General features: G+C 60.6%; 22 protein-coding genes. 10 read left to right on the forward strand and 12 right to left on the reverse strand.

Annotated elements, in window-relative coordinates:
- Nucleotides 1–11: 11 nt before the first annotated feature.
- Entirely contained in the window at nt 12–3,461 is a 3,450-nt protein-coding gene (mfd, locus tag NTD89_RS02825; protein WP_106576928.1) for a transcription-repair coupling factor, read from the reverse strand.
- Between the two features lie 340 nt (nt 3,462–3,801).
- On the opposite strand from mfd, the gene NTD89_RS02830 reads away from it, so the two are divergent.
- The gene (locus NTD89_RS02830; protein ID WP_023659083.1) at nt 3,802–5,265 is read left to right on the forward strand and encodes a glyceraldehyde-3-phosphate dehydrogenase; all 1,464 of its coding nucleotides are present in this window, start codon (nt 3,802–3,804) and stop codon (nt 5,263–5,265) included.
- 164 nt (nt 5,266–5,429) lie between these two features.
- Here NTD89_RS02830 and NTD89_RS02835 read toward each other — a convergent pair whose 3' ends face one another.
- Together NTD89_RS02835 and NTD89_RS02840 are read right to left on the reverse strand one after the other, a co-directional pair.
- A complete protein-coding gene (locus NTD89_RS02835) occupies nt 5,430–6,728 on the reverse strand; it encodes an MFS transporter (protein WP_262206391.1) in 1,299 nt (432 codons plus the stop codon).
- A gap of 307 nt (nt 6,729–7,035) precedes the next feature.
- Entirely contained in the window at nt 7,036–7,527 is a 492-nt protein-coding gene (locus NTD89_RS02840) for a chalcone isomerase family protein (protein WP_262206392.1), read from the reverse strand.
- 235 nt (nt 7,528–7,762) lie between these two features.
- Here NTD89_RS02840 and sthA point away from each other — a divergent pair, with 235 nt between their 5' ends.
- Nucleotides 7,763–9,157 carry a Si-specific NAD(P)(+) transhydrogenase gene (gene sthA / locus NTD89_RS02845; protein ID WP_005786183.1) on the forward strand — a complete coding sequence of 465 codons (1,395 nt, stop codon included), beginning with the start codon at nt 7,763–7,765 and terminating at the stop codon, nt 9,155–9,157.
- Nucleotides 9,158–9,199: 42 nt separating this feature from the next.
- On the opposite strand, the gene NTD89_RS02850 is transcribed toward sthA, so the two are convergent.
- Together NTD89_RS02850 and NTD89_RS02855 are read right to left on the reverse strand one after the other, a co-directional pair.
- Entirely contained in the window at nt 9,200–9,922 is a 723-nt protein-coding gene (locus NTD89_RS02850; protein ID WP_106576925.1) for a glycerophosphodiester phosphodiesterase, read from the reverse strand.
- Nucleotides 9,923–9,966: 44 nt separating this feature from the next.
- Nucleotides 9,967–10,551, reverse strand: a complete 585-nt coding sequence (locus NTD89_RS02855) for a PilZ domain-containing protein (RefSeq protein ID WP_242193941.1) — start codon at nt 10,549–10,551, stop codon at nt 9,967–9,969.
- 94 nt (nt 10,552–10,645) lie between these two features.
- Here NTD89_RS02855 and NTD89_RS02860 point away from each other — a divergent pair, with 94 nt between their 5' ends.
- The 3 genes from NTD89_RS02860 to NTD89_RS02870 are packed head-to-tail and all read left to right on the forward strand — an operon-like array spanning nt 10,646 to nt 13,892.
- Complete coding sequence (locus NTD89_RS02860; RefSeq protein ID WP_145163052.1) at nt 10,646–11,896, forward strand: lipoprotein-releasing ABC transporter permease subunit; 1,251 nt, start codon at nt 10,646–10,648, stop codon at nt 11,894–11,896.
- Between the two features lie 7 nt (nt 11,897–11,903).
- Nucleotides 11,904–12,587 (forward strand): lipoprotein-releasing ABC transporter ATP-binding protein LolD, encoded by a 684-nt coding sequence (gene lolD, locus NTD89_RS02865; RefSeq protein WP_017477213.1) that lies wholly within the window; start codon nt 11,904–11,906, stop codon nt 12,585–12,587.
- 60 nt (nt 12,588–12,647) lie between these two features.
- Nucleotides 12,648–13,892 carry a lipoprotein-releasing ABC transporter permease subunit gene (locus NTD89_RS02870; RefSeq protein ID WP_262206393.1) on the forward strand — a complete coding sequence of 415 codons (1,245 nt, stop codon included), beginning with the start codon at nt 12,648–12,650 and terminating at the stop codon, nt 13,890–13,892.
- A gap of 106 nt (nt 13,893–13,998) precedes the next feature.
- On the opposite strand, the gene NTD89_RS02875 is transcribed toward NTD89_RS02870, so the two are convergent.
- Nucleotides 13,999–15,354, reverse strand: coding sequence for a heavy metal sensor histidine kinase (locus NTD89_RS02875; RefSeq protein ID WP_262206407.1), 1,356 nt, complete (start codon nt 15,352–15,354; stop codon nt 13,999–14,001).
- Nucleotides 15,351–16,031: a heavy metal response regulator transcription factor gene (locus NTD89_RS02880; RefSeq protein ID WP_262206394.1), complete on the reverse strand. Its 681-nt coding sequence runs from the start codon at nt 16,029–16,031 to the stop codon at nt 15,351–15,353. Before NTD89_RS02880 ends, NTD89_RS02875 begins: the two co-directional genes overlap by 4 nt.
- 156 nt (nt 16,032–16,187) lie before the next feature.
- On the opposite strand from NTD89_RS02880, the gene NTD89_RS02885 reads away from it, so the two are divergent.
- The gene (locus tag NTD89_RS02885; protein ID WP_262206395.1) at nt 16,188–16,709 is read left to right on the forward strand and encodes a cupredoxin family protein; all 522 of its coding nucleotides are present in this window, start codon (nt 16,188–16,190) and stop codon (nt 16,707–16,709) included.
- Between the two features lie 66 nt (nt 16,710–16,775).
- The gene (gene queF, locus NTD89_RS02890; RefSeq protein WP_262206396.1) at nt 16,776–17,606 is read left to right on the forward strand and encodes an NADPH-dependent 7-cyano-7-deazaguanine reductase QueF; all 831 of its coding nucleotides are present in this window, start codon (nt 16,776–16,778) and stop codon (nt 17,604–17,606) included.
- A 135-nt stretch (nt 17,607–17,741) separates the two neighbouring features.
- On the opposite strand, the gene NTD89_RS02895 is transcribed toward queF, so the two are convergent.
- Together NTD89_RS02895 and NTD89_RS02900 are read right to left on the reverse strand one after the other, a co-directional pair.
- Nucleotides 17,742–18,008, reverse strand: coding sequence for a DUF4404 family protein (locus tag NTD89_RS02895; protein WP_106576917.1), 267 nt, complete (start codon nt 18,006–18,008; stop codon nt 17,742–17,744).
- A gap of 110 nt (nt 18,009–18,118) precedes the next feature.
- Nucleotides 18,119–18,727, reverse strand: coding sequence for an HAD family phosphatase (locus NTD89_RS02900; RefSeq protein ID WP_262206397.1), 609 nt, complete (start codon nt 18,725–18,727; stop codon nt 18,119–18,121).
- A 196-nt stretch (nt 18,728–18,923) separates the two neighbouring features.
- Here NTD89_RS02900 and NTD89_RS02905 point away from each other — a divergent pair, with 196 nt between their 5' ends.
- Entirely contained in the window at nt 18,924–19,613 is a 690-nt protein-coding gene (locus NTD89_RS02905; RefSeq protein WP_106576915.1) for a VacJ family lipoprotein, read from the forward strand.
- 60 nt (nt 19,614–19,673) lie between these two features.
- On the opposite strand, the gene NTD89_RS02910 is transcribed toward NTD89_RS02905, so the two are convergent.
- Complete coding sequence (locus NTD89_RS02910) at nt 19,674–19,970, reverse strand: PilZ domain-containing protein (protein ID WP_145163063.1); 297 nt, start codon at nt 19,968–19,970, stop codon at nt 19,674–19,676.
- A 276-nt stretch (nt 19,971–20,246) separates the two neighbouring features.
- On the opposite strand from NTD89_RS02910, the gene rssB reads away from it, so the two are divergent.
- Both rssB and rssC read left to right on the forward strand, forming a co-directional pair.
- The gene (rssB, locus tag NTD89_RS02915; protein WP_145163067.1) at nt 20,247–21,428 is read left to right on the forward strand and encodes a two-component system response regulator RssB; all 1,182 of its coding nucleotides are present in this window, start codon (nt 20,247–20,249) and stop codon (nt 21,426–21,428) included.
- Nucleotides 21,428–21,910, forward strand: a complete 483-nt coding sequence (rssC, locus tag NTD89_RS02920; RefSeq protein WP_003172602.1) for an anti-sigma factor antagonist RssC — start codon at nt 21,428–21,430, stop codon at nt 21,908–21,910. Before rssB ends, rssC begins: the two co-directional genes overlap by 1 nt.
- A gap of 196 nt (nt 21,911–22,106) precedes the next feature.
- Here the strand turns inward: rssC and tal are convergent, their stop codons facing one another.
- Together tal and dusA are read right to left on the reverse strand one after the other, a co-directional pair.
- Entirely contained in the window at nt 22,107–23,033 is a 927-nt protein-coding gene (gene tal / locus NTD89_RS02925; protein ID WP_145163069.1) for a transaldolase, read from the reverse strand.
- Nucleotides 23,034–23,488: 455 nt separating this feature from the next.
- Nucleotides 23,489–24,475 carry a tRNA dihydrouridine(20/20a) synthase DusA gene (dusA, locus tag NTD89_RS02930; protein WP_262206398.1) on the reverse strand — a complete coding sequence of 329 codons (987 nt, stop codon included), beginning with the start codon at nt 24,473–24,475 and terminating at the stop codon, nt 23,489–23,491.
- Nucleotides 24,476–25,303: the final 828 nt, after the last annotated feature.

Here is a 25,303-nt window from a genome sequence, read left to right on the forward strand (position 1 = left end):
TGGGGCGTCCTTCAAGCAGATTTCGGGATGAGGCGCTCAAACAGCGCCTCTAATGTATTAAAGCGTTCTTCGGCACGTTCCATTGGCACCATGAACTTGAACAGCGTAGCCCCTTCGAACTTGTAGCGGTTGGGCTGGCCCTGAATCAGCTTGATCAGCACCAGTGGGTCCACCGGCGTTTGCGCTTCGAACTCGATACGCCCGCCTTGCGGCCCGGCGTCGACCTTCTTGATGCCCAATTGCTCGGCCTGCAATTTGAGCAGGGTCAGGCGCACCAGGTTTTTGGTCGGCTCCGGCAACAGGCCGAAGCGGTCGATCATCTCCACCTGCAGGTCCTTGAGACCTTCTTCGTCGGTGGCCGAGGCGATGCGCTTGTACAGAATCAGCCGCGCGTGCACATCCGGCAGGTAGTCTTCGGGAATCAATGCCGGCAAGCGCAGGTTGATTTCCGGGCCGCCACCCAAGGGTTGATCGAGGTTCGGTTGTTCGCCTTTGCGGATGGCTTTCACCGCGCGCTCGAGCATCTCCATATACAGGGTGAAGCCCACGGCCTGGATCTGCCCGCTCTGGCCGTCGCCGAGCAGTTCGCCGGCGCCACGGATTTCCAGGTCGTTGGTGGCCAGCACAAAACCGGCACCCAGGTCCTGGGTGTTGGCGATGGCTTCCAGGCGCTTCTCGGCGTCGGAGGTAATCTGCTGGCGCGGCGGCGTCAGCAAGTAGGCATAGGCCTGGTGGTGACTACGCCCGACGCGGCCGCGCAACTGGTGCAGCTGCGCCAGGCCGAACTTGTCTGCGCGTTCGATGATGATGGTGTTGGCGCTCGGCACGTCGATGCCGGTCTCGATGATGGTCGAGGCGATCAGCACGTTGAAGCGCTTGTGGTAGAAGTCGCTCATCACCTGTTCGAGTTCGCGCTCGCGCATCTGCCCGTGGCCGATGGCGATGCGGGCTTCCGGCACCAGTTCGGCGAGGTCGGCGGCGCATTTCTCGATGGTCTTGACGTCATTGTGCAGGTAGTACACCTGGCCACCGCGCAGCAGTTCACGCAACAGCGCTTCCTTGACCGTGCTTTTGTTCTGTTCCATCACGAAGGTGCGCACCGACAGGCGACGTGCCGGCGGCGTGGCGATGATCGACAGGTCACGCATGCCCGACACGGCCATGTTCAGCGTGCGCGGAATCGGCGTGGCGGTGAGGGTGAGGATGTCGACTTCGCTGCGCAGGTTCTTCAGCTGTTCTTTCTGACGCACACCGAAGCGATGCTCTTCGTCGATGATCACCAAACCGAGGTTTTTGATCTTTACATCGTCCGACAGCAGCTTGTGGGTGCCGATCACGATATCGATCTTGCCTTCGGCCAAGTCGGCGACGGCGGCATTCACTTCCTTGGCGGACTTGAAGCGGCTCATCACTTCCACGCTCACCGGCCAGTCGGCAAAGCGGTCGCGAAAGCTGTTGTAGTGTTGTTGGGCGAGCAGGGTGGTCGGCACCAGAATCGCCACCTGCTTGCCGCCATGCACGGCAATAAAGGCGGCGCGCATGGCCACTTCGGTTTTGCCGAAGCCCACGTCGCCGCACACCAGGCGGTCCATCGGCTTGGGTGCAAGCATGTCGGCGCGCACGGCTTCGATGGTGGTTTGCTGGTCCGGGGTTTCTTCAAACGCAAAGCCGGCGCTGAAGGTGGCGTAGTCGGCTTTCGGGTCGGCAAACGCGTAGCCTTCGCGGGCTGCGCGGCGTGCATAAATGTCGAGCAGTTCGGCGGCGACGTCGCGCACCTGTTCGGCGGCTTTGCGCTTGGCTTTCTGCCAGGTCTCGGAGCCCAGGCGGTGCAACGGCGCCAGTGCGTCGTCGCTGCCGGTGTAGCGCGCGATCAGGTGCAGGCTGGCCACCGGCACGTAAAGCTTGGCGCCCTCGGCGTATTCCATGGTGAGGAATTCGGCGGCCTGGTTATCGATCTCCAGGGTTTGCAGCCCGAGGTAGCGGCCTACGCCGTGGTCGATATGCACCACCGGCGCGCCTTCGCGCAGCTCGGTCAGGTTCTTGATCACTGCGTCGTTGTTGATGTCGGCGCGTTTTTCACGGCGGCGGCGCTGCATCACGCGCTGGCCGAACAGCGGGCTCTCGGCGATCAGCGCCAAGGCTGGGTCATCCAGCAACAAACCTTCATCCAGCGGCGCGATGGTGATCGCCAGGCGGTCTTTGCTCTTAACAAAGTCCGGCCAGCTGTCGACGGTCTTCGGGCGCAGCTTCAGGCGTTCCAACAGTTCCAGCAGCACTTCGCGACGGCCGGCGGATTCGGCGGTAAACAGCACGCGGCCGGGGAAGTCGCCGAGGAAGTTGGATAACGCTTCCAGCGGCTGCGTGGCTTTGGCCTGGATCGCCAGGTCCGGCAGCGTGCTCGCCGGGAAGCGCTCGCGGCCGCTGCCGGCGTCCACGTCCTGTTGGCTGGCGACGACGCGCGGCCAGTTTTTCAAGCGGGCGAAGCAGTCTTCCACCGGCAGAAACAGCTCGGCTGGCGGCAATAAAGGCCGTGATGGATCGACGCGGCGCTCTTCATAGCGATTGCGCACATCGTTCCAGAAGTTTTCCGCCGCCTGCTCGATCCCCGGCAGCGAGAACACCTGAGTGTCCTGAGGCAGGTAGTCGAACAGGGTGGAGGTTTCGTCAAAGAACAGCGGCAGGTAGTACTCGATACCGGCCGGTGTAATCCCGCTGCTCAGGTCCTGAAAGATCGGGCAGCGCCGGAAGTCCACGTCGAAACGTTCGCGAAAGCGGGCCTTGAAGCGTGTGACGGCGTCTTTTTGCAGCGGGAATTCCCGCGCCGGCAGCAGCTTGATCGACTCGACTTTATCAATCGAGCGCTGGTTCTCCGGGTCGAAGGTGCGCAGTGTCTCGATTTCGTCGTCGAACAGGTCGATGCGGTACGGCAGTTTGCTGCCCATCGGGAACAGGTCGATCAGCGCGCCGCGCACGGCGAACTCGCCGTGTTCGTACACCGTGTCGACGCAGCGGTAGCCGCTGGCTTCCAGGCGCGTGCGCATCTGTTCCACGTCGAGCTTCTGGCCGATATCCAGCACCAGGCTGCTGCCCAGCAGAAACTTGGTCGGCGCCAGGCGATGCAGGGCCGTGGTGATCGGCACCACCAGCACACCGTGGGCCAGTTCCGGCAAGCGGTAGAGGCTGGCGATGCGCTGGGAAATGATGTCCTGGTGCGGCGAGAACAGGTCGTAGGGCAGGGTTTCCCAGTCGGGAAAGTGCAGCACCGGCAAATCGGGGGCGAAGAAGCTCAGCTCCTGCTCCAGTCGCTCGGCGCTTTGGCTGTCGGCGGTGAGCAGCAGGGTAAAGCGCTTGGCTGCGCTGGCAGCCTCGGCGATGGCCAGGCTCAGGGCGGCACCGGGCAGGTTGCCCCAGTGCTGTTTACCTGCCGCGGCAGGGAGAATCGGTAGACGCAGAACGGGCACGGAAGGTTGAGCTCCAAGCGTTGCGACAAAGTCGGTAATTGTAACGGCCCGAGGTGCCGCCTGTCAGTTGCTGACTGAGCCTATTACGGTTTGCAGGAAATGTAGTGGCTAAGACAAACAATGGTGGGTTTTGACTCAATATGTAGTGCCAAAAAGCGCGGATGTTTCGGAGGGTTACGGACAAGTTGGCGGTGCGGCGCCATTGGTGGCCTTCTGGAACCCGCGTATTTACTGGGCTGTAGCGGGGTGGTGTTTTTTTGCAAGCGCTTTTTGTTGTGGTTGGCGCATTGCTCAACGGCCAGTCGGACGACATAATGTAGCCCCTTTTTTCTGCCCCTACATGTGGAAGGTTCCCGTGACTCAGAAGCCCGACCAGTGTCTTGGTGAATGGATCGACCGTGAAGCACTCGCTGAAGCGATGATTCCGCTTATCGGTCAGCTGTACCGCAATAACAATGTGGTGAGCTCGATCTATGGCCGCAGCCTGATCAACCAATCAGTCATCGCGATTCTCAAGGCGCATCGCTTTGCTCGCCATCGTTCCGCCGACGACAGCGAACTCTCCGTCCACGAAACATTCCCTCTGCTTAAAGCCATGAGCGAGCTCAAGCTCGGCGCGGCCTCGGTAGACCTGGGCAAGTTGGCTTACAAATTCCGCAAAGAAGGCGCTGGCCGTACCGCCGAGCAGTTCGTGCGTGAAGAAATGGCCGATGTGGTTGGCCAGCAAAACGCCGCTGCCCGCAAAGGCACCGACGTTGTGCTGTACGGCTTTGGCCGTATCGGCCGCCTGCTGGCGCGCATCCTGATCGAAAAAACCGGTGGCGGCGACGGCCTGCGCCTGCGCGCTATCGTTGTGCGCAAAGGCGCCGAGAACGACCTGACCAAACGCGCCAGCCTGCTGCGCCGCGACTCGGTACACGGTCCGTTCAACGGCACCATCGTCATCGACGAAGAAAACAACACCATCACCGCCAACGGTAACCTGATCCAGGTGATCTACGCGAAGAACCCGTCTGAGGTGGATTACACCCAGTACGGCATCAAGGACGCCCTGCTGGTAGACAACACCGGCGTATGGCGTGATGCCGAGGGCCTGGGCCAACACTTGGCCTGCCCGGGTATCGACCGCGTTGTGCTGACTGCGCCTGGCAAAGGCAAGCTGAAGAACATCGTTCACGGTATCAACCACGGCGAAATCACCGCTGACGACAAGATCGTGTCGGCCGCTTCCTGCACCACCAACGCCATCGTGCCGGTGCTGAAGGCTGTGAATGACAAGTTCGGCATCGTTAACGGTCACGTTGAAACCGTTCACTCGTACACCAACGACCAGAACCTGATCGACAACTTCCACAAAGGCGATCGCCGTGGCCGTAGCGCCGCGTTGAACATGGTTATTACCGAGACCGGTGCTGCCACCGCTGCTGCCAAGGCCCTGCCTGAGCTGGCCGGCAAGCTGACCGGTAACGCGATCCGCGTGCCGACGCCGAACGTGTCGATGGCCATTCTCAACCTGAACCTTGAGAAAGCTGCCACCCGTGAAGAAATGAACGAGTACCTGCGCTACATGGCGCTGCACTCGGACCTGCATAAGCAGATCGACTTCGTTAATTCGCAGGAAGTGGTGTCGACCGACTTCGTGGGCTCGCGCCACGCCGGTGTGGTGGATGCCGAGGCGACCATCACCCAGGACAACCGCGTTGTGCTGTACGTCTGGTACGACAACGAGTTCGGTTACAGCTGCCAAGTGGTTCGCGTGATGGAAGACATGGCTGGGGTTAACCCGCCTGCGTTCCCGCGTTAAGCATTAGCGGTCAATGAAAAAGCCCCGACTGGTTCGGGGCTTTTTTATGGCTGCTGTTTTTGTGGTGAATGTTCGGGCCTCATCGCGGGCAAGCCTGGCTCCCACAGTGTTGACGTGTGAATACAGTCAAAGGTGGGACCTGGCTTGCCTGCGATAGCGGTCTATCAGGCGCCGCCAACCACCGAAGCCTGCGCAGTGCGCAGTTCATGCCGATTGCCCTTGAACAGTATCAATGTAGCGATCAAGCCGAGTATCGCCGCACCACTGAGCCAGATCCCAGGCGCCGCCTTGTTGTCCAGCACATGGATCAAGTAGGTGCACGCCGCTGGCGTAAACCCACCAAAGGTCGCCGTCGCCAGGCTGTAGGCCAGGGAAAACCCGGTAGTGCGCACTTCCACCGGCATGATCTCGGTAAGCGCCACCACCATCGCCCCGTTGTACGAGCCATACAGGAACGACAGCCACAGCAGCACGATCAGCAGATGGCTGAAGCTCGGATTGGCCACCAGCCACGACAACGCCGGATACGCGGTAAGAATCGCCAGAATCGTCGCGCCCAGCAGCAGGGGTTTGCGTCCGATCTTGTCGGACACCGCGCCCATCACCGGCAGCCAGATGAAATTGGAGATGCCCACGCACACGGTCACCAGCAATGCGTCGAAGTCCGACAGGTGCAGCTCGGCCTTGCCAAAGGTCGGGGTGTAGGCGGTGATCAGGTAGAACGACACGGTGGTCATCACCACCAGCGCCATGCCGGCGATGACGATGCCGAAGTTCTGACCGATCGAGCGCACAATTTCCTGCAGGGTAGGGCGGTGCTTACGTGCCTGGAACTCAGGGGTTTCTTCCAGCGAGCGGCGAATCACGAAGATCACAGGCACGATCAGGCAGCCGATCAGGAACGGCACGCGCCAGCCCCAGTCACCCATCTCCTGCGGGCTGAGCCAGTGGTTCAGGCCCACGCCGAGCAACCCGGCGAACACCACCGCGGCTTGCTGGCTGGCGGATTGCCAACTGACGAAGAAGCCTTTGCGCCCGGGTGTGGCGATTTCTGCCAGGTACACCGACACACCGCCCAGCTCGACGCCGGCGGAGAAACCTTGCAGCAAGCGACCCAGCAGCACCAGCAACGGCGCCGCCACGCCCAGGGTGGCATAGCCAGGGACGCAAGCGATGAGGACGGTGCCGGCGGCCATCATGGCCAGGGTGATGACCAGGCCTTTCTTACGGCCGTGGCGGTCGATGTAGGCGCCGAGGAAGATCGCGCCCAAAGGCCGCATCAGGAAGCCGGCGCCGAAGGTCGCCAGGGACAGCATCAGCGAGGCGAAGGCGCTGTCGGTGGGAAAGAAGGTTTTGGCAATGGCCGTGGCGTAGAAGCCGTAGACCATGAAGTCGAACATCTCGAGGAAGTTGCCGCTGACAACGCGAAAAATCGCCCTGCCTTTGCCCGTTGTGGTGGACATGTCATGCACTCATTTTGGCTATCTTATTAGTGATCCCTGGTCATCACTCGTCCTTGCTGCGCTTTTGTAACCATATGTGTATTAGCCACTACCGGCAATAGAAAGCGATAGCAAGCTGACTAAATGCGCAGGTGTCTTGGCGGGTAAAAATCACTGTGTGAGCTGGCTTGCCTGCGATAGCGGTGTGTCAGTCAGCAAATGACGGGCTGATCCAACGCTATCGCAGGCAAGCCAGCTCCAACAGGATTTGTGTTGATCAGTTGAGGAGGGAGTTGCGCAAGCTGTCGGACAAGCCCTTCGGCGCCAGCTAAATGCCGAGATAGGCTTTTGCCAATTCCTCATCGCGGCTGCTGAACACCACCTTGTCGTTGATCTCCAGATTCAACCCACGCCCAGGCCGAACGTCGAGGGCATACCGATCGCCACTGCGGATATCGCGGAAGCTCGCGTGCAGCCGATCCAGTTCGGGCTTCAAGCGGGCGAGGGTGGCGCTGCTGTGCTGGCGCTCCAGGGTCGTGGTGGCCGCTTTGATCACGTCGTTACGGTCGATGTCGCGAAAGTAATACAGCGCCAGGCGCAGATTCTTTTGCTGATCCCAGGCGGCTTTCGCGCTGGTGTCGGCGGGGGCATACACCGCTGCCGCATACACATCCACCCAGAGATACACCAGCACTGCCTGGTTTTTCAGCACCATGTCATGAGATTGCGCAGCAAAACCGGCCTGCTTCAGGCGCTCCGCCTCACTGGCCTGCACTGCCACGCAGAAAATCAGCAATAAACAGAAAACGACATGCCGCATAATGGCTCTTCCTGCAAACGGTGCGTGTCAGCAGTCTAATTGCAATTTGCGGGTTCTGTAGTTAAGGCAAGACTGGCCTACGACGCGACCAAGGGTTAATGTTCGCGGCGTTGAGCCTTCTATAGACTGTGCCCCGGCTCACACACTTGAGCCAAATTGTCCTTCATGCCCGCTGGCCGCGGCATGATTTAGCCAGGCGTCCAACCGTACGCCTGGCCTGTTCTGAGGAGTACGCATGGCTGTCTACAACTACGACGTGGTGGTACTGGGTTCCGGCCCGGCTGGAGAAGGTGCGGCGATGAACGCCGCCAAAGCTGGGCGCAAGGTGGCGATGGTCGATAGCCGTCGCCAGGTCGGCGGTAACTGCACCCACTTGGGTACCATCCCGTCCAAGGCCTTGCGTCACTCGGTGCGCCAGATCATGCAGTTCAACACCAACCCGATGTTCCGGGCCATTGGTGAGCCGCGCTGGTTCTCGTTCCCGGACGTATTGAAAAGCGCCGAAAAAGTCATCTCCAAGCAAGTCGCGTCGCGCACCGGCTACTACGCCCGTAACCGCGTCGACCTGTTCTTCGGCACTGGCAGTTTTGCCGACGAGCAAACCGTCGAAGTGGTCTGCGCCAACGGCGTGGTCGAGAAGCTGGTGGCCAAGCACATCATCATCGCCACCGGTTCGCGCCCGTATCGCCCGGCCGATATCGATTTCCACCACCCGCGTATCTACGATAGCGACACCATCCTGAGCCTGGGCCACACCCCGCGCAAATTGATCATCTACGGCGCCGGCGTGATCGGCTGTGAATACGCCTCGATCTTCAGCGGCCTGGGTGTATTGGTGGAGCTGGTGGATAACCGCGACCAGTTGCTGAGCTTCCTCGACTCGGAAATTTCCCAGGCGTTGAGTTACCACTTCAGCAACAACAACATCACCGTGCGCCACAACGAAGAGTACGAGCGGGTCGAAGGCCTGGACAACGGTGTGATCCTGCACCTCAAGTCCGGCAAGAAGATCAAGGCCGACGCCTTGCTGTGGTGCAACGGCCGTACCGGCAACACCGACAAGCTGGGCATGGAAAACATCGGCGTGAAGGTCAACAGCCGTGGCCAGATCGAAGTCGACGAGAACTACCGCACCTGCGTGACCAATATCTATGGCGCAGGTGACGTGATCGGCTGGCCAAGCCTGGCCAGTGCCGCGCATGACCAGGGCCGTTCAGCCGCCGGCAGCATTGTCGACAACGGCAGCTGGCGCTATGTGAACGACGTGCCGACCGGTATCTACACGATTCCGGAGATCAGCTCGATCGGCAAGAACGAGCACGAACTGACCAAGGCCAAGGTGCCTTACGAAGTCGGCAAGGCGTTCTTCAAGAGCATGGCGCGTGCGCAGATCGCCGGTGAGCCGCAAGGCATGCTCAAGATCCTGTTCCACCGCGAGACCCTGGAAGTCCTCGGCGTGCATTGCTTCGGCTACCAGGCCTCGGAGATCGTGCACATCGGCCAGGCGATCATGAACCAGCCGGGTGAGCAAAATACCCTCAAGTATTTTGTAAACACCACGTTCAACTACCCGACCATGGCCGAAGCCTATCGGGTAGCAGCCTACGACGGCCTCAACCGGCTTTTTTGAGCGGCTCCGGCCGGTGGCCTGAGCCGGCCGGGGAGACCGATTTCAGTAATTCTCGAGGGTGGCAGTGGCCAAACCGGGAAAGTCTGTAATCAGGCTATCTACGCCGAAGTCAGCGAGCCTGCGCATCAGCGCCGGTTCGTTGACCGTCCACACGGACACGTGCAGACCCTGGCGCTGGGCTTTTTCCAGACGCTCGGGGGTGCACAGCGTCCAGTTCAATGCCAGGTATTCACAGCCGTAGTTTTGCGCGACCTTCAGCGGGTCGAGCCAGGCGTATTCGGCGACCAGGCCGCGTGACAGGTCCGGGGTGAGTTCAACCGCCGCTTTCAAGACTTCCCTCGAACTTGAGGTCACGGTGACCTTGTCCATCAGGCCATGACGCACAGCCATCTCGCGGATTGCCAGTACGGTCGTCGCGGCGCGGGTGCGCGAAGCGCTTTTGACTTCGAGCTGCCAGTGATCGAAGTCGCATTTTTCGAACAACTCTTCAAGGCGTGGGATCGGGCAGGGGCTGACCCAGCCCGGGCCGCCTTTGCGCGCGTCCATCTTCACAAGGTCGGCTGCCGAATACTCGACGACTTTTCCGCGCCGGTCGGTGGTGCGTTTGAGGGTCGGGTCGTGGATGACCATCAACTCGCCGTCCATGGACAGGTGCAAATCCAGTTCGCAGCGGCGTACGCCGTGCTTGAGGCACTCCTGAAAGCTGGTCAGGGTGTTTTCCGGTGCTTCGCCTTTGGCACCGCGGTGGCCATAAATCAGGGTCACAGTTGCTCCTTTGCGCCAGATAGCCCGGCGGGGTCATACGAAATTCAGGTGTCTTGGGCGTCGCTTTGTTCCCGCGCCAGGCGTCGTTCCTGGGCTTGTTTCTGCAGGATGTAGCGCGCCAGCAATTGGCGTTGGGCATCGGTCATCGATTCGAATTCCGTGCCCACGTCAAAGCCGTCGCCCTTGGCGTCGCAATGCGTCACGCGGGCACGCAGCAGCAAGCCGAGCGCCTGGGGCATCAATACCAGCTTGACCGCCAGGTGCGTGTCGGGCGCCAGCGGCGTTGGGTGCTGGAAGTCGATACCGCCTTCGGAAAGGATCACCGGCTGCGGCGCGCCCACCTCATCTAACAGGCCGCGCGCCATGATCTGGCTGAGCAGGTCCACGCGTTTGTTCTGGACTTTGAGGAAGGCGGCCAGGCTGCGATCTTTCTCGCTGATCTGGCGCAGCAGGTGCTGGGCTTCGAATTCGCTGAGGTGCAATTCGCTGAGCAGGTTGAACAGCGGCGAATCATCCAGCAACACTTCCTTGCTCGCCGCTTCGGGGGCAGAGAGGGTGCTGATTTGAAGTGCGATCATGTCGTCGATACGGTAGTATTCGCGGCGCTCTTCTTCATCTAATGTCGACATGGCGAACCCAAAGTAGCGGTAATGGTCTGAGTGTAAAGCTGCTTACCTGACCCCGCCACCGGGACGTCTTCTTTTCCTCCGAACAAGCCCCGACATGTTCAGACCTCTCTTCGTATTTATCGGCACGCGTTATACCCGTGCAAAGCGTCGCAATCATTTTGTGTCGTTCATTTCCCTGACCTCGATGATCGGGCTCGCCTTGGGCGTGGTCGTGATGATCGTGGTGCTGTCGGTGATGAACGGCTTCGATCATGAGATGCGCACCCGCGTGCTGGGCATGGTGCCCCACGCGACCATCGAGGGCGATTCGCCCATCAGCGACTGGCCGAGCCTTGCCGACAAGGTCAAGCAGAACCCCAAGGTGGTGGCCGTTGCGCCGTTTACCCAGATGCAGGGGTTGCTGACCAACGACGGCAAGGTGCAGAAAATCCTGCTCAATGGCATCGACCCGGCCCAGGAACGTAACGTGTCGATCATCGACAAGTTCATGTTGCAGGGCAAACTCGACGACCTGGCGCCCGGCAGCTTCGGCATCGTGATCGGCGATAAGGCGGCGGCCAAGCTCGGCGTGAACATCGGCGACAAGCTGACCTTCGTCGCCCCGGAAGTCACCGTGACCCCGGCCGGCATGTTCCCGCGCATGAAGCGCTTCACCGTGGTCGGCACCTTCCACGTCGGCGCCGGCGAGATCGATGGCTACCTCGGCCTGACCAACCTCACCGACCTGGCGCGCCTGCATCGCTGGAAGCCGGATCAGGTGCAGGGCCTGCGCCTCAAATTCAACGACCTGTTCGACGCCCCGCGCGGCGCCTGGGAAATCGCCCAGCACTTGGGTGAATCCCAGTATTACGCCCGCGACTGGACCCGCACCCACGGCAACCTCTACCAGGCCATCCGCATGGAAAAAGCCATGATCGGCCTGCTGTTGCTGCTGATCGTCGCCGTGGCCGCGTTCAACATCATTTCCACGCTGGTGATGGTGGTGAACGACAAGAAAGGCGACATCGCCATTCTGCGTACCCTGGGCGCCACGCCGGGGCAGATCATGGCGATCTTCATGGTGCAGGGCACCGTGATCGGCGTGGTCGGCACCTTGATCGGCACCGCGGTCGGCATCCTGGCCGCGCTGAACGTCAGCGCCGCCATCGCCGCGCTGGAAAAAGTCATCGGTCACAAGTTTCTCAACGCCGACGTCTACTTCATCGACTACTTGCCGTCCCAGGTTCAGGCCCAGGACGTGTTGATGGTAGGCGGCGCCGCGTTGGTATTGAGCTTCCTTGCCACCCTGTATCCAGCCTGGCGCGCGGCACGTACCCAGCCAGCACAGGCCTTACGTTATGAGTGAATCGGGCATGAGTGAAAAAGCAATCCTGAGCTGCCGCAACCTGGGCAAATCCTACGAGGAAGGTCCGGAATCGGTGGTGGTGTTGTCCAACCTGCAACTTGAGCTGCACCCGGGCGAACGCGTGGCGATCGTCGGCAGTTCCGGCTCCGGCAAAAGTACCTTGCTCAACCTGTTGGGCGGCCTGGATACGCCGTCCCAGGGCAGCGTGTGGCTGGCTGGCGAAGAGCTGTCGGCCCTGGGGGAGAAGGCGCGTGGCCAACTGCGTAATCGCTCGTTGGGTTTCGTGTACCAGTTCCACCACCTGCTGCCGGAGTTCACCGCGCTGGAAAACGTGTGCATGCCGCTGCTGATCGGCAAGACCGCGATCCCGGAAGCCCGCCAGCGCGCCAAGGCATTGCTGGAGCGCGTCGGCCTCGGTCATCGCCTGGAGCACAAGCCGGCCGAGTTGTCCGGTGGCGAGCGCCAGCGTGTGGCGATTGCCCGTGCCCTGGTCAACAACCCAGGCCTGGTGATGCTCGATGAGCCAACCGGCAACCTCGACTCCCACACCGCCCAGGGCATCAAGGATTTGATGCTCGAACTGAGCACCCAGATGCGCACCGCGTTCCTGGTGGTGACCCATGACATGAGCATGGCCCGCCAGATGGACCGCGTGCTGCACCTGCAGGAAGGTCACTTGGTCGCCATCTGACCCGTTTCAAGCCCGGCGCCTGGCGCTGGGCTTTTTCATTTTTTTAAACGGTGCCCGCGAATGTTCAGACCGTTATCGATTTTCATCGGCACGCGCTATACCCGCGCCAAGCGCCGCAACCGTTTTGTATCGTTTATCTCGATGACCTCGATGATCGGCCTCGCCCTGGGCGTGCTGGCGATGATCGTGGTGTTGTCGGTGATGAACGGCTTCCAGCGCGAAATGAGCTCACGCATCCTCGGCATGGTGCCCCACGCGACCATCGTCGGCGTGAACCCGATTGATGACTGGCAGCCGGTGGCCGCCGCCGCCATGCAGAACCCGCAAGTGACTGCCGCTGTACCATTCACGCAGATGGACGGGATGTTCTCCTACAAGGGCGCGATGCAGCCGATCGAGATCAGCGGCGTCGACCCGGCCCAGGAAGGCAAAGTCTCGATCGTGGCCCAGCACATCGTGCGCGGCAAACTGGACGACCTGAAGGCCGGCGAGTTCGGTGTGGTCATCGGCGACATCACTGCACGGCGCTTCCGCCTGAACGTGGGTGACAAGCTGACCCTGATCGTGCCCGAAATCAGCACGGCGCCGGGTGGCATCACCCCACGCATGCAGCGGCTCAACGTGGTCGGTATCTTCAAGGTCGGCGCCGAGCTGGATGGCTCCATGGCCCTGATCAACATGGCCGACGCCGCCGAAATCCAGCATTGGCAGCCGAACCAGGTGCAAAGCGTGCGCCTGGCGGTGAAAGACCTGTACGCGGCACCGAAGGTCTCGGCGGACATCGCCGCCAGCCTCGGCGCGGCCTACAAGCCGGATGACTGGACCCACACCCAGGGCAGCCTGTTCAGCGCGATGAAGATGGAAAAGACCATGATCGGCCTGTTGCTGCTGATGATCGTCGCCGTCGCCGCGTTCAACATCATCGCCACCTTGATCATGGTGGTGAACGACAAGGGCGCCGACATCGCGATCCTGCGCACCATTGGCGCCACGCCACGGCAGATCATGGCGATCTTCATGGTGCAGGGCACCGTGATCGGCATCGTCGGCACCTTGATCGGCGGCGTGCTGGGCGTGATTGCAGCGCTCAACGTGAGCGAACTGGTGGGTTGGCTGGAGCGCGTGACCGGGCAACATATCTTCAGTTCGGACGTGTATTTCGTCAGCAACCTGCCTTCGCAACTGCAGGGCGGCGACGTGCTGCTGATTTGCACGGCCGGGTTTGTGTTGAGCTTTTTGGCGACGATTTACCCGGCGTATCGGGCGGCGAAGATTGAGCCGGCGCATGCGCTCAGGTATTCGTAAGGGCTGAGACCGCTATCGCAGGCAAGCCAGCTCCCACATTTGAATGTATTCACACATCAAAAATGTGGGAGCGGGCTTGCCCGCGATAGGGCCAGAGCAGCTTGCATCAATCCCCCTTGGGCAACTCAATCACAAACCGCGTCCACCCAGCTTCAGACTCACAATAAATCCTCCCCCCATGCGCCCGCACAATCGACTGGGTAATCGCCAGCCCCAGCCCCGCATGCTCACTGCTGCCTTCACGGCGCGCCGGGTCCGCCCGATAAAACCGATCAAACAACCGCGGTAACAACGCCTCCGGAATACCTTCGCCCGTATTCTCCACGCTCAGCGTCACACCCCGCGCGGTTTCAGCCACCCGCACCCGCACCTCGCCACCGGCCGGGGTAAACCTGAGCGCGTTATCGAGCAAATTCGACAACGCCCGGCGCAACATGCCGCGATCACCCGCCGTATGCGCCGTGCCCTCGCGCACCAGGCTGACGTGCGCGTCCTCGGCCAGCAACGCGAAGAACTCGATCAACGCTTCCACTTCATCGTCCAGCACCAAGGCCTCGCGCTTGGGCATGAGCAAGCCGTGGTCGGCCTTGGCCAGGTACAACATGTCATTCACCAGCTGGGCCATCCACTGCAACTCTTCCAGGTTGCTGTGCAGCGCCTCGCGGTAGTCCTCCAGCGGGCGCGGCTGGGTGAGGATCACTTGAGTGTGGGTGAGCAGGTTGGAGAGGGGCGTGCGCAGTTCGTGGGCGATATCGGCGGAGAAGGCCGAGAGGCGCTGGAAGGCGTCGTCCAGGCGCCCGAGCATGGCGTTGAAGGCCTGGGCCAGTTCGGCCAACTCCATCGGCATGTGCTGTTGTGGCAGGCGTTGGGTCAGGGAGTGCGCCGACACGCTGGCGGCCACTTCGCCCATGCGCCTTAGCGGCCGCAACCCGCTGCGCGCAGCCCAGGCGCCGAGCAGCGCGGTGGCCAGGGCCGAGAGGCCGACGGTCAGCCAGATCAGGTGCTGCATGCGTTGCAGGAAGTGCTGGTGATGGGTGATGTCGAGCATCAGCGTCAATTGCGGCGAGCCGGGTTGGCCGGCGATCAGCGGCGCGTTGTACACGCGATACTCAGTCCCGGCATTTTGCAGGCTGTGCAAGCCCGGCGCTTCAGGCAGGCTGATGCCGGGCGCGCCGTCAAACCAGCGCTGGCCTTGGGCGGTAACGCGCAGCGCCAGTTCGGGTTGGCGATTGAGCTCGGCGCGCAGTTGCGCCTCGCGTTGCGCAAATAATTGTGGCGAGTCGACCCCCTGCAAAGTGCTGCGCAGCGCCACCAGCTGGCTGTCGAGTTGTTGCTGGTCCAGCTCGATAAAGTGCGCCTCGCTGGCGTGGTTGAACAGCACCCCGGCGAGCAACGAAACCACGGCGGTGCACGCCGCAAACAGCAGCGCCAGACGGCTGGCCAGGGACAGGCGCTTGATCAATTGCACCGCTCCTCCAGCACATACCCCATACCGCGCACGGTGTGGATCAGCTTGTTGGGGAAGTGGTCGTCGACTTTCAGGCGCAAACGGCGGATCGCCACTTCGATGATGTTGGTGTCGCTGTCGAAGTTCATGTCCCACACCTGCGAGGCGATCAACGACTTGGGCAGTACTTCGCCCTGGCGGCGCAGCAGCAGTTCCAGCAGGGAAAACTCCTTGGCGGTGAGGTCGATGCGCTGGCCGTCGCGTTCGACGCGGCGGCGGATCAGGTCCAGGCGCAGGTCGGCCAGTTGCAGCGCGGTTTCCTGTGGCGTGCTGCTGCCACGGCGTAACAGGCTGCGCACGCGGGCCAGCAGTTCGGAAAAGGCAAAAGGCTTGACCAGGTAATCGTCGGCGCCCAGTTCCAGGCCGTGCACGCGGTCTTCCACGGCATCGCGGGCGGTGAGGAACAGCACCGGAATGTCCAGGCCGGCGCTGCGTACCGCTTGCAGGATTTGCCAGCCGTCGCGGCCCGGCAGCATCACGTCGAGGATCAGCAAGTCGTAATCACCGGTCAGTGCCAAGTGTTGCCCGGTGGTGCCGTCGGCCACCAGCTCGGTGGTAAAGCCCGCCTCGCTCAGGCCCTGGCGCAGGTAATGGCCGGTTTTCGGTTGGTCTTCGACGATCAGCAGTTTCATGGGCGACTCTTGGCAGCGGTGAGCAACGGGCTTTATACCGTGGGTGCCAGGGCAGGGGCGCAACCTGACAAAGTTGTAATCTAGCAGTCAGCTGGCTGGCAGCGGCGCCATCTTAGAGTGCTGACAGAGCTGTTCACACACTTTTGGAGAATCGAGATGGCGCTGCGTACACCTCTGATATTGGCGGGTTGCCTGTTGGCATTGAGTTTTGATGCGCTGGCGGACGCGGCCCACACCTTCGCGTTCGGCCAGCCGGCAGCCGCCGATAAAGCCACGCGCACGGTGGAAGTGGTGCTGCAGGACATTTCCTTTTCGCCCAAGGCGTTGGACGTAAAAGCCGGTGAGACCGTGCGCTTTGTGCTGGTGAACAAAGGCCAATTGCTTCACGAATTCAACCTGGGCGACGCGGCGATGCACGCCGAACACCAGAAAGAAATGCTCAAGATGCAAGCCAGCGGCATGCTTACCGCCACCGGCATGGGCAAGATGGACCACAGCGCGATGGGGCACGGCGATATGGCGGGCATGCGGCATGACGATCCCAACAGCGTGCTGGTCGAGCCGGGCAAGACCGCTGAGCTGACCTGGACCTTCACCAAGACCACGGGCCTGGAGTTTGCCTGCAATATTCCGGGGCATTATCAGGCGGGCATGGTCGGCACGCTGACCGTTGAGTGAGGCGATTCTTAAGGGCGGGAGCAAAGGCTGGTAGACTGGCGCGGTTTATTTAGCCAGGTTTCCGCCATGCATCCCGCAGCCGAACATTCGCCGCTGGGCAAGTCCAGTGAATACATCTCCACTTACACCCCATCGTTGCTGTTCCCGATCCCTCGCGCCGCCAAATGGGCCGAGCTGGGCCTGAGCGCCGACACCCTGCCTTACAAGGGTGTGGATTTCTGGAACTGCTTCGAGCTGTCCTGGCTGCTGCCGTCGGGCAAGCCGGTGGTGGCCATCGGTGAGTTCAGCATCCCGGCCGACTCGCCGAACATCATCGAGTCCAAGTCTTTCAAGCTGTACCTCAATTCGCTGAACCAGACCGCGTTTGCCGACACGGCAAGCCTGGAAGCGACACTGCGCACCGACCTCAGCGCTGCCGCTGGCAAGCCGGTCAGCGTGCGCATCCGCAGCCTGGCCGAGGTTGAGGCCGAAGGCGTGCAAGCCCTGCCGGGCGCGTGCATTGACGACCTCGATATCAGCGTCAGCAACTACGAACACCCGCGCCCGGAACTGCTGCGTTGCGATGACTCGCGCATCGTCGAGGAGAGCGTGCACAGCCACTTGCTCAAATCCAACTGCCCGGTTACCAGCCAGCCCGATTGGGGCAGTGTGGTGGTCGAGTACCGTGGCCACGCGCTGGATCACGCCAGCCTGCTGGAATATATCGTCAGCTTTCGCCAGCACTCGGACTTCCATGAGCAATGTGTGGAGCGGATCTTTCTCGACCTGCAGCGCTTGCTCAAGCCGCAGAAGCTGACCGTGTATGCGCGCTATGTGCGCCGCGGCGGGTTGGATATCAACCCGTATCGCAGCACTGAGGCCATGCAGTTCCAGAACCTGCGCCTGGCCCGCCAGTAGCCTTCACGCAAAACAACTGTGGGAGCGGGCGTGCCTGCGATAGCGGTCTTTCAGTCATACATCTGGCGACTGATACACCGTCATCGCAGGCAAGCCAGCTCCCACATTTTGGTCTGTGTTCGGCTTGGGCTCGGGTTAGATCCCGATATTGCCCAAGGTCACCACAATATTGCGCAAGGTCCCGGCAATGCCCGGGTGGTCCAGCTCGAAGCGTTCCACCGCCAGGTTCACGCCATCGGCAATGCTGGGGTCCTGAATCGCGCCTTCCAAAGGCTCTTGAACTTCAAGTTCGGCAATCAATGCTTCGAGTTCGTCGCGTTTCTCCGCCGACATCAGCGGGTCGCTATTCAATTGCTCGCGCAATTCTCTGACTTGGTCTTTCAGCTGTTCGCGGGCAGGCATGGCGTTCTTCCTTTTATCGATAGGCACTGGCATAGACCGCGGCATGCCGGGAAAGGTCTACGGGCTGACCAGTAGATTAATCCACCGGCGCCGACCGTGCATGATCTCGATCAGGGCTTCTCGCCTTTGAGCTGGCGCAGGCTGATGTCCGCCAGGCAGGTGCCGAGCTCGCCGAGGTGATCGATCACCGAATGCACGCCCAGCCCATACAGCGCCACCGTGGCCTTGCCGCGCTTGTGCTCGCGTTGCTGCTCGGTCAGCGCCTGCCATTGTTCGGGCGCCAGGCCGCACAGTGAGCCGCAGGACGCCAGGCCGATGGTCCACAACCCGGCATTCAGGCCCGATTGCAGCAGGCGCGGTTCGCCGCTGACCAGCACGCAGCCTTCAAGGCGTTCGATGTTCAATTCCATCAAGGCCTGCCAGCACGCATGCGGCGCCGGCCAGCGAATCGAGGAGGGCGATGCTGCTTTGAGCCAATCAGGCAGCACGGCGGCCAGAGGGGGGGTGACCGCGGCAGGCAGTTCATCCAGCCAGGCGCAGGGCACGCCCTGGTCTTTGAGGCTGCGCAGAATCTTCAGCGCGCCAGGTGTGGCGTGAGAATCGGGGCAAGGGCTATCGGTGCGCGCCTGGGAACCAAAATCCACCAGGCAGCCACTAAGGCCAAACAGTACGGCAGTCAAGGCGGGTGCGCTGGCGACGGCAATCTCGGCGTGAGGCATTTTCGACATCCCTGAAATAGCTGTGACGCTATCGGGGCTGGATGACAAGCGCGTGACATCGGCCGTAATTGTAGGAAATTTGTGCATTTCCTATGAGAGCGATCCTACTGGATGCCTTATTCGACACTTCCGTCATATACTGACGGCCTTATTCAGGGCATAGCGCCCATGACAGACCATTCAAGGAGCAAAAGCTATGCGCTGGAGCCACTATTTCGCTCAGCTATCTGTGTGTGCCACTGTTCTTTTGGCCCCTTTCGCCGCTAACGCAGCGTCGGAAGACGATCCATGGGAAGCCGTTAACCGTCCGATCTTCACCTTCAACGACACCGTTGACACTTACGCGCTCAAGCCATTGGCCCAGGGCTATCAGTTTGTCACCCCGCAATTCGTCCAGACCGGCATCCATAACTTTTTCCGCAACATCGGTGATGTCGGCAACTTTGCCAACGACGTTTTCCAGCTCAAGCCACACGCGGCCGGTGTCGACACTGCCCGTTTGCTGATGAACACCACCTTTGGCGTGTTGGGCTTTATTGATGTCGGCACCAAAATGGGGCTGCAACGCAACGATGAAGACTTCGGCCAGACCCTCGGTTACTGGGGCGTCGGCAGCGGTCCTTACGTGATGCTGCCGCTGCTCGGCCCAAGCACCTTGCGTGATGCGCCGTCCAAATACGTCGACAGCTACACCCAACCGTATCGCTACATGAACGACATCGGCTGGCGCAACAGCACCTTCGGCCTGAACATCGTCGATACCCGTGCCAGCCTGCTCGACAGCGAGAAGCTGATCACCGGTGACAAGTACACCTTCATCCGTAACGCTTACCTGCAAAACCGCGAGTTCAAGGTCAAAGACGGCAAGGTCGTCGACGATTTTTAAGCCGTGACGTTTTGAAATGAAAAAGGCGACCCGAGTGGTCGCCTTTTTTGTGCGCAGCTTTTAGTGCATTTTCAGGATCTTGAGGCCCAGGTGCTGACGCTCGCCCTCGTTTTTGGCCCACACCACTTCGGTATCTGCCTCCAGGCCCGCAAGGGCGGCGTGCTCTGAGTCAATGCGCACGGTCAGCCGGTCGCCTACCTGAAACTGGCGGGGTGCCTCAACCTGCATGCCGGAGCTGGAAAGGTCCACGCAGACCCCGGCAATCTCCTGCCCAGCGTGGATCAGCGACACATCGGCATCTACTCGCATGCGGATGAAATCGCGTTTTTCGGCGTAGTCGCGCTCGTGTTCGCTCACGGGTTCCATCCTTACTTTGTGTTGTGGTCGTGGGTGTTCTTATAACTCCCGGTGATTTGCGGTGTAAAGACGCCCGGCGACCATCGGCATGAGCTTGAAACCCCTGACGGATGGGAGTACCGTCTGCGCCTTAGAAGGGCACCTCTGCTTTACCGTTGTGCATGGGCAAATTCCCAATGCTTTGTAGGACAGAGTGGCTAGAAAGCGAATCCAGTACGTGAGCCCGGCCATTGCCGAGCCACCTACGCCAACCTAATTCTGGCGCCGTTTGCCCACATGCAAAAAACCAGTGCCACGCTGCTGATAATCGATGACGACGAAGTAGTGCGCGCGAGCCTCGCGGCCTATTTGGAAGACAGTGGCTTCAGCGTCCTGCAGGCCAGCAATGGCCAACAGGGTCTCCAGGTATTCGAGCGCGACAAGCCCGACCTTGTGATCTGCGACCTGCGCATGCCCCAGATGGGCGGCCTCGAGCTGATTCGCCAGGTGACTGAGCTCGCCCCGCAGACGCCGGTGATTGTCGTGTCCGGTGCCGGCGTGATGAACGATGCCGTCGAGGCCCTGCGCCTGGGCGCCGCCGATTACCTGATCAAGCCCCTGGAAGACCTGGCCGTGCTGGAGCACTCGGTGCGCCGCGCACTCGACCGTGCCCGCCTGCTGCTGGAAAACCAGCGCTACCGCGAAAAGCTCGAAACCGCCAACCGCGAACTCGAAGCCAGCCTCAACCTGCTTCAGGAAGACCAGAACGCCGGTCGCCAGGTGCAGATGAACATGCTGCCGGTGAGCCCCTGGACCATTGATGAGTTCAAGTTCGCGCACCAGATCATCCCGTCGTTGTACCTGTCGGGTGATTTTGTCGATTATTTCCGTGTGGATGAGCGGCGCGTGGCGTTCTACCTGGCCGACGTTTCCGGCCACGGTGCATCCTCAGCTTTTGTGACCGTGTTGTTGAAGTTCATGACCACACGGCTGTTGTTCGAATCCAAGCGCAATGGCACCTTGCCGGAGTTCACCCCCTCCGAGGTGCTGGGCCACATCAACCGAGGCCTGATCAGCTGCAAGCTGGGCAAGCACGTGACGATGGTCGGCGGCGTTATAGATGAAGAAACCGGTCTTTTGACCTACAGCATCGGCGGTCACCTGCCGATGCCGGTTTTATACACTCCAGACAGTGTGCGTTACCTGGAAGGCCGTGGTCTGCCGGTGGGCTTGTTCAATGAAGCCACCTACGAAGACCACATCCTGGAACTGCCGCCGACCTTCAGCCTGACGCTGATGTCCGACGGCATCCTGGACCTGCTTCCAGAGCCTACACTCAAAGAGAAAGAAGCCGCCTTGCCTGAAAAGGTCAGGTCGGCGGGCGGCAGCCTGGATGGCCTGCGGCAGGTTTTTGGATTGGCCACGCTAGGGGAGATGCCGGATGATATCGCCCTATTGGTGTTGAGCAGGAATCTTTGATGAGTACCGGAAGAATCCAATTCGCCGAGCAAGACGGGACCTTCGTCCTGAAGTTTGTCGGTGAAGTGCGCCTGACCTTGTGTTCGGCGCTGGATGCAACGATTGAGCGGATTTTCACTGCCCTGAATTTCTCGGCGATCGTGATCGATCTGACCGAAACCCGCAGCATCGACAGCACCACCCTGGGCCTGCTGGCCAAGTTGTCCATTCTGTCTCGGCAGAAGGTCGGCCTGTTGCCGACTGTGGTCACCACCCACGAAGACATCACCCGGCTGCTGCAGTCCATGGGTTTTGACCAGGTGTTCAACATCGTTGACCGCCCGATCCCGTGCCCGGAATGCCTGACCGACCTGCCGTCGCAAGACCAGTCCGAAGAAGTGGTACGGGTCAAGGTGCTCGAAGCGCACAAGATCCTGATGGGCCTGAACGAGTCCAACCGCGAAGCCTTCCACGACCTCGTGAACGCCCTGGAGCGCCACTAGCCTCCAGTCGACACCGGTCAAATGTGGGAGCGGGCTTGCCCGCGATAGCGGTGTATCAGCCACCTATTCATTACTGACCCACCGCTATCGCAGGCAAGCCAGCTCCCACAGTTTGAATGGAGTTTGGTTTGAGAACTGCGAGCCACAAAAAAGGGCGGCACCCGCGAGGGTGCCGCCCTTTTTGCTACTGCCGCTTTTACAGCTTGGCAGTCAACAACGCTTCAAGCTTCTCCTGATCCCGAGCAAACTGACGAATCCCCTCCGCCAGCTTCTCAGTCGCCATCGCGTCCTCGTTGGACTCCCAACGGAACTGCGCTTCAGTCAAATGCACGCGCGCTTCACCGGCATGGCCTGGCGCCAACTTGCGCTCCAGCTTGCCTTCATCGGCCGCCAGCTTCTCCAGCAGGTCCGGGCTGATGGTCAGGCGATCACAGCCGGCCAGCTCTTCAATCTGGCTCAGGTTACGGAAGCTCGCACCCATCACCACGGTCTTGTAGCCGTTGGCCTTGTAGTAGTTGTAGATGCGCGTCACCGACTGCACGCCCGGATCATCGGAACCGGTGTAGTCGTTGCCGTTGGCCTTCTTGTACCAGTCGTAGATACGGCCCACGAACGGCGAAATCAGGAACACCCCAGCCTCGGCACAGGCCACGGCCTGGGCAAACGAGAACAGCAGCGTCAGGTTGGTTTGAATGCCTTCTTTTTCCAGCTTCTCCGCCGCGCGGATGCCTTCCCAGGTGGAGGCGATCTTGATCAGCACACGGTCACGGCTGACGCCGGCCTTGTCGTACAGGTCGATCAGACGGTGCGCACGCTTGAGAATGGCGGCTTCGTCGAACGACAGGCGCGCATCCACCTCAGTGGAAATACGGCCCGGTACGACTTTCAGAATCTCTTGACCTACCGCCACCGCAAAACGGTCGCTGGCCAGGCCCACGTCGCCGTTGCAGTCCTTCACGCACTCATCCAGCAGCTTGGCATAGCCGGCGATCGACGCGGCCTTGAGCAGTAGGGAAGGGTTAGTAGTGGCGTCTTGCGGCTTGAGCTTGGCGAGGGTGGAAAAGTCGCCGGTATCGGCTACAACGGTGGTGAATTGCTTGAGTTGTTCCAGCTTGGAAGTCATGGGCGTGCTCTGTCCTGTGGGTCTGATGACATTACCCGAGCGCCGGCAGGCGCTCAAGGGCGCAAATGCGTTCGATCGTTTGCGAGGGCAACAACCTGAAAACAGCCGTTTGAATCACCGGCCGTACTGCTAACTAGGAGACCAAAACCGCCGACAGGTTCAACCCAACTGCCCGATGACCACCCCGGTTCTATGAGAGCTTGCCTCCTGTGGCGAGCAGGCTTGCCCTGCGTTGGGTCGCGCAGCGGCCCTAAAACCTAAGAACGCGTTCTAACAGAAAAATCGCATCAGCCTTACTGGGGCCGCTCCGCAGCCCAACGCAGGGCAAGCCTGCTCGCCACAACAGCCCAGCCACCAAACATCCCCCTGAAACACATCACCCAAAACTGTGGGAGCGGGCTTGCTCGCGAAAGCGGCCTATCAGCCAGCAACTAAACCCACTGACACCCAACCCCTCACCGCCCCTCCAACAACTCCCCAGCCTGATCCAACAACGCCAACGGATCACTCGCCTTATGAATATCCACCGACAACATCTGCCGAAATTTCCGAGCCCCCGGAAACCCAGTCCCCAACCCCAACACATGCCGAGTGATGTGATGCATCACCCCACCACTGGCCAAATGCTCCGCAATATAAGGCCGCAACTGCGCCAACGCCTGCGCCCGACTAATCACCGGCGCCTCACTGCCAAACAACCGCTGATCCACCTCCGCCAGCACATACGGATTGTGATAAGCCTCCCGCCCCAACATCACCCCATCAAACACCTGCAAATGCGCCTGGCACTGCTCCAGCGTCTTGATGCCGCCGTTGAGATTAATCTCCAACTCCGGGAAATCCTGCTTCAACTGCGCTGCCACGTCATAGCGCAACGGCGGAATGTCGCGATTCTCCTTCGGCGATAACCCCTCCAGAATCGCAATCCGCGCATGCACCGTAAAACTGGTACATCCCGCATCCCTCACCGTCCCAACGAAATCACACAGCTGGGCATAACTGTCGCGCCCATTGATCCCTATCCGATGCTTCACCGTCACCGGAATCGACACCGCATCACGCATCGCCTTCACGCAATCCGCCACCAGGGCAGGGTGCGCCATCAAGATCGCGCCGATCATATTGTTCTGCACCCGATCACTCGGGCAGCCGACGTTCAAGTTCACTTCATCGTAACCGGCAGCCTCAGCCATACGCGCGCAGGCGGCCAGGTCCGCGGGGACGCTGCCGCCCAGCTGCAGTGCAAGCGGATGCTCGGCTTCGTTGTGACGCAGGAAGCGGTCGTGGTCGCCGTGCAGGATCGCGCCGGTGGTGACCATCTCGGTGTAGAGCAGGGCGTGCTTGGAGAGCAGGCGCAGGAAGTACCGGCAGTGGCGGTCGGTCCAATCCATCATCGGGGCGACGGAGAAGCGGCGGGAGAGGGGAGCGGTTTGTAGGGGCATGGGGGGTCTGAGTCAGCGGGGTGAATGGGGCGCAGTTTATCAGGGATGGGTCTTGGGTGTGGGGGAGGCGTGTCTTGCGTCACGCCGTTTGGAAAAAGCCGAGGGTCTCAAGATGCTCACTGCGTCGGGTATTGTGGTCTGACCCCGATATCCCTCTTTGTCCGCTGTAGGGAAAGTAGAGCGTAATCGCATAGATACTGATTGTTTGATGCGTGGGCCGTCCTGAATGAGCATCATCGGGGCGACGGAGAAGCGGCGGGAGAGGGGAGCGGTTTGTAGGGGTATTGGGGTGTCTGAGTCAGCGAGGCGAATGGGGCGCAGTTTATCAGGGATGTGTCTAGGGTGTGGGAGGGGCTTGTGCGCTTCTCACCACCTCGCGTTGCACATTGCGTCGTGTGGAATGTGTCGGGATCGGAGGGAGGCCAGTACGTTAGATATCGTGGTCTGACCCCGATATCCCCCGTTTGTCAGTCTGGATATGCATAAATGCATTTTTTGTTGCGGTGTTTGCTGTGTATGCATACAGTATGTGTGCGGCATGATGAAGAGTGCAGCAGACGGGGATTTTTGTTCGTTGAGCTTCTCAGAAACAGAGAGCTTCAGAGCCGAAGCCGTTCGTCAGAGGGTAGTAAGGTGATGGGGTAATCAGCCGTTCACTTTACTGAAATATGAGAGCTATCGTACTTAATATAGCGAAAAGGAAATTCACTATGCCTATGATTGGCGACACGCTTTATCTTCCAGAAATTGAAATCAACGCTATTAATAAATATGAGCCACAGACATTCGGAGGCGGAGGTGGTGACAGTGATTTCTCACATAGTCACA

The organism is Pseudomonas sp. 14P_5.3_Bac1, from assembly GCF_025466135.1.
Taxonomy (GTDB): domain Bacteria; phylum Pseudomonadota; class Gammaproteobacteria; order Pseudomonadales; family Pseudomonadaceae; genus Aquipseudomonas.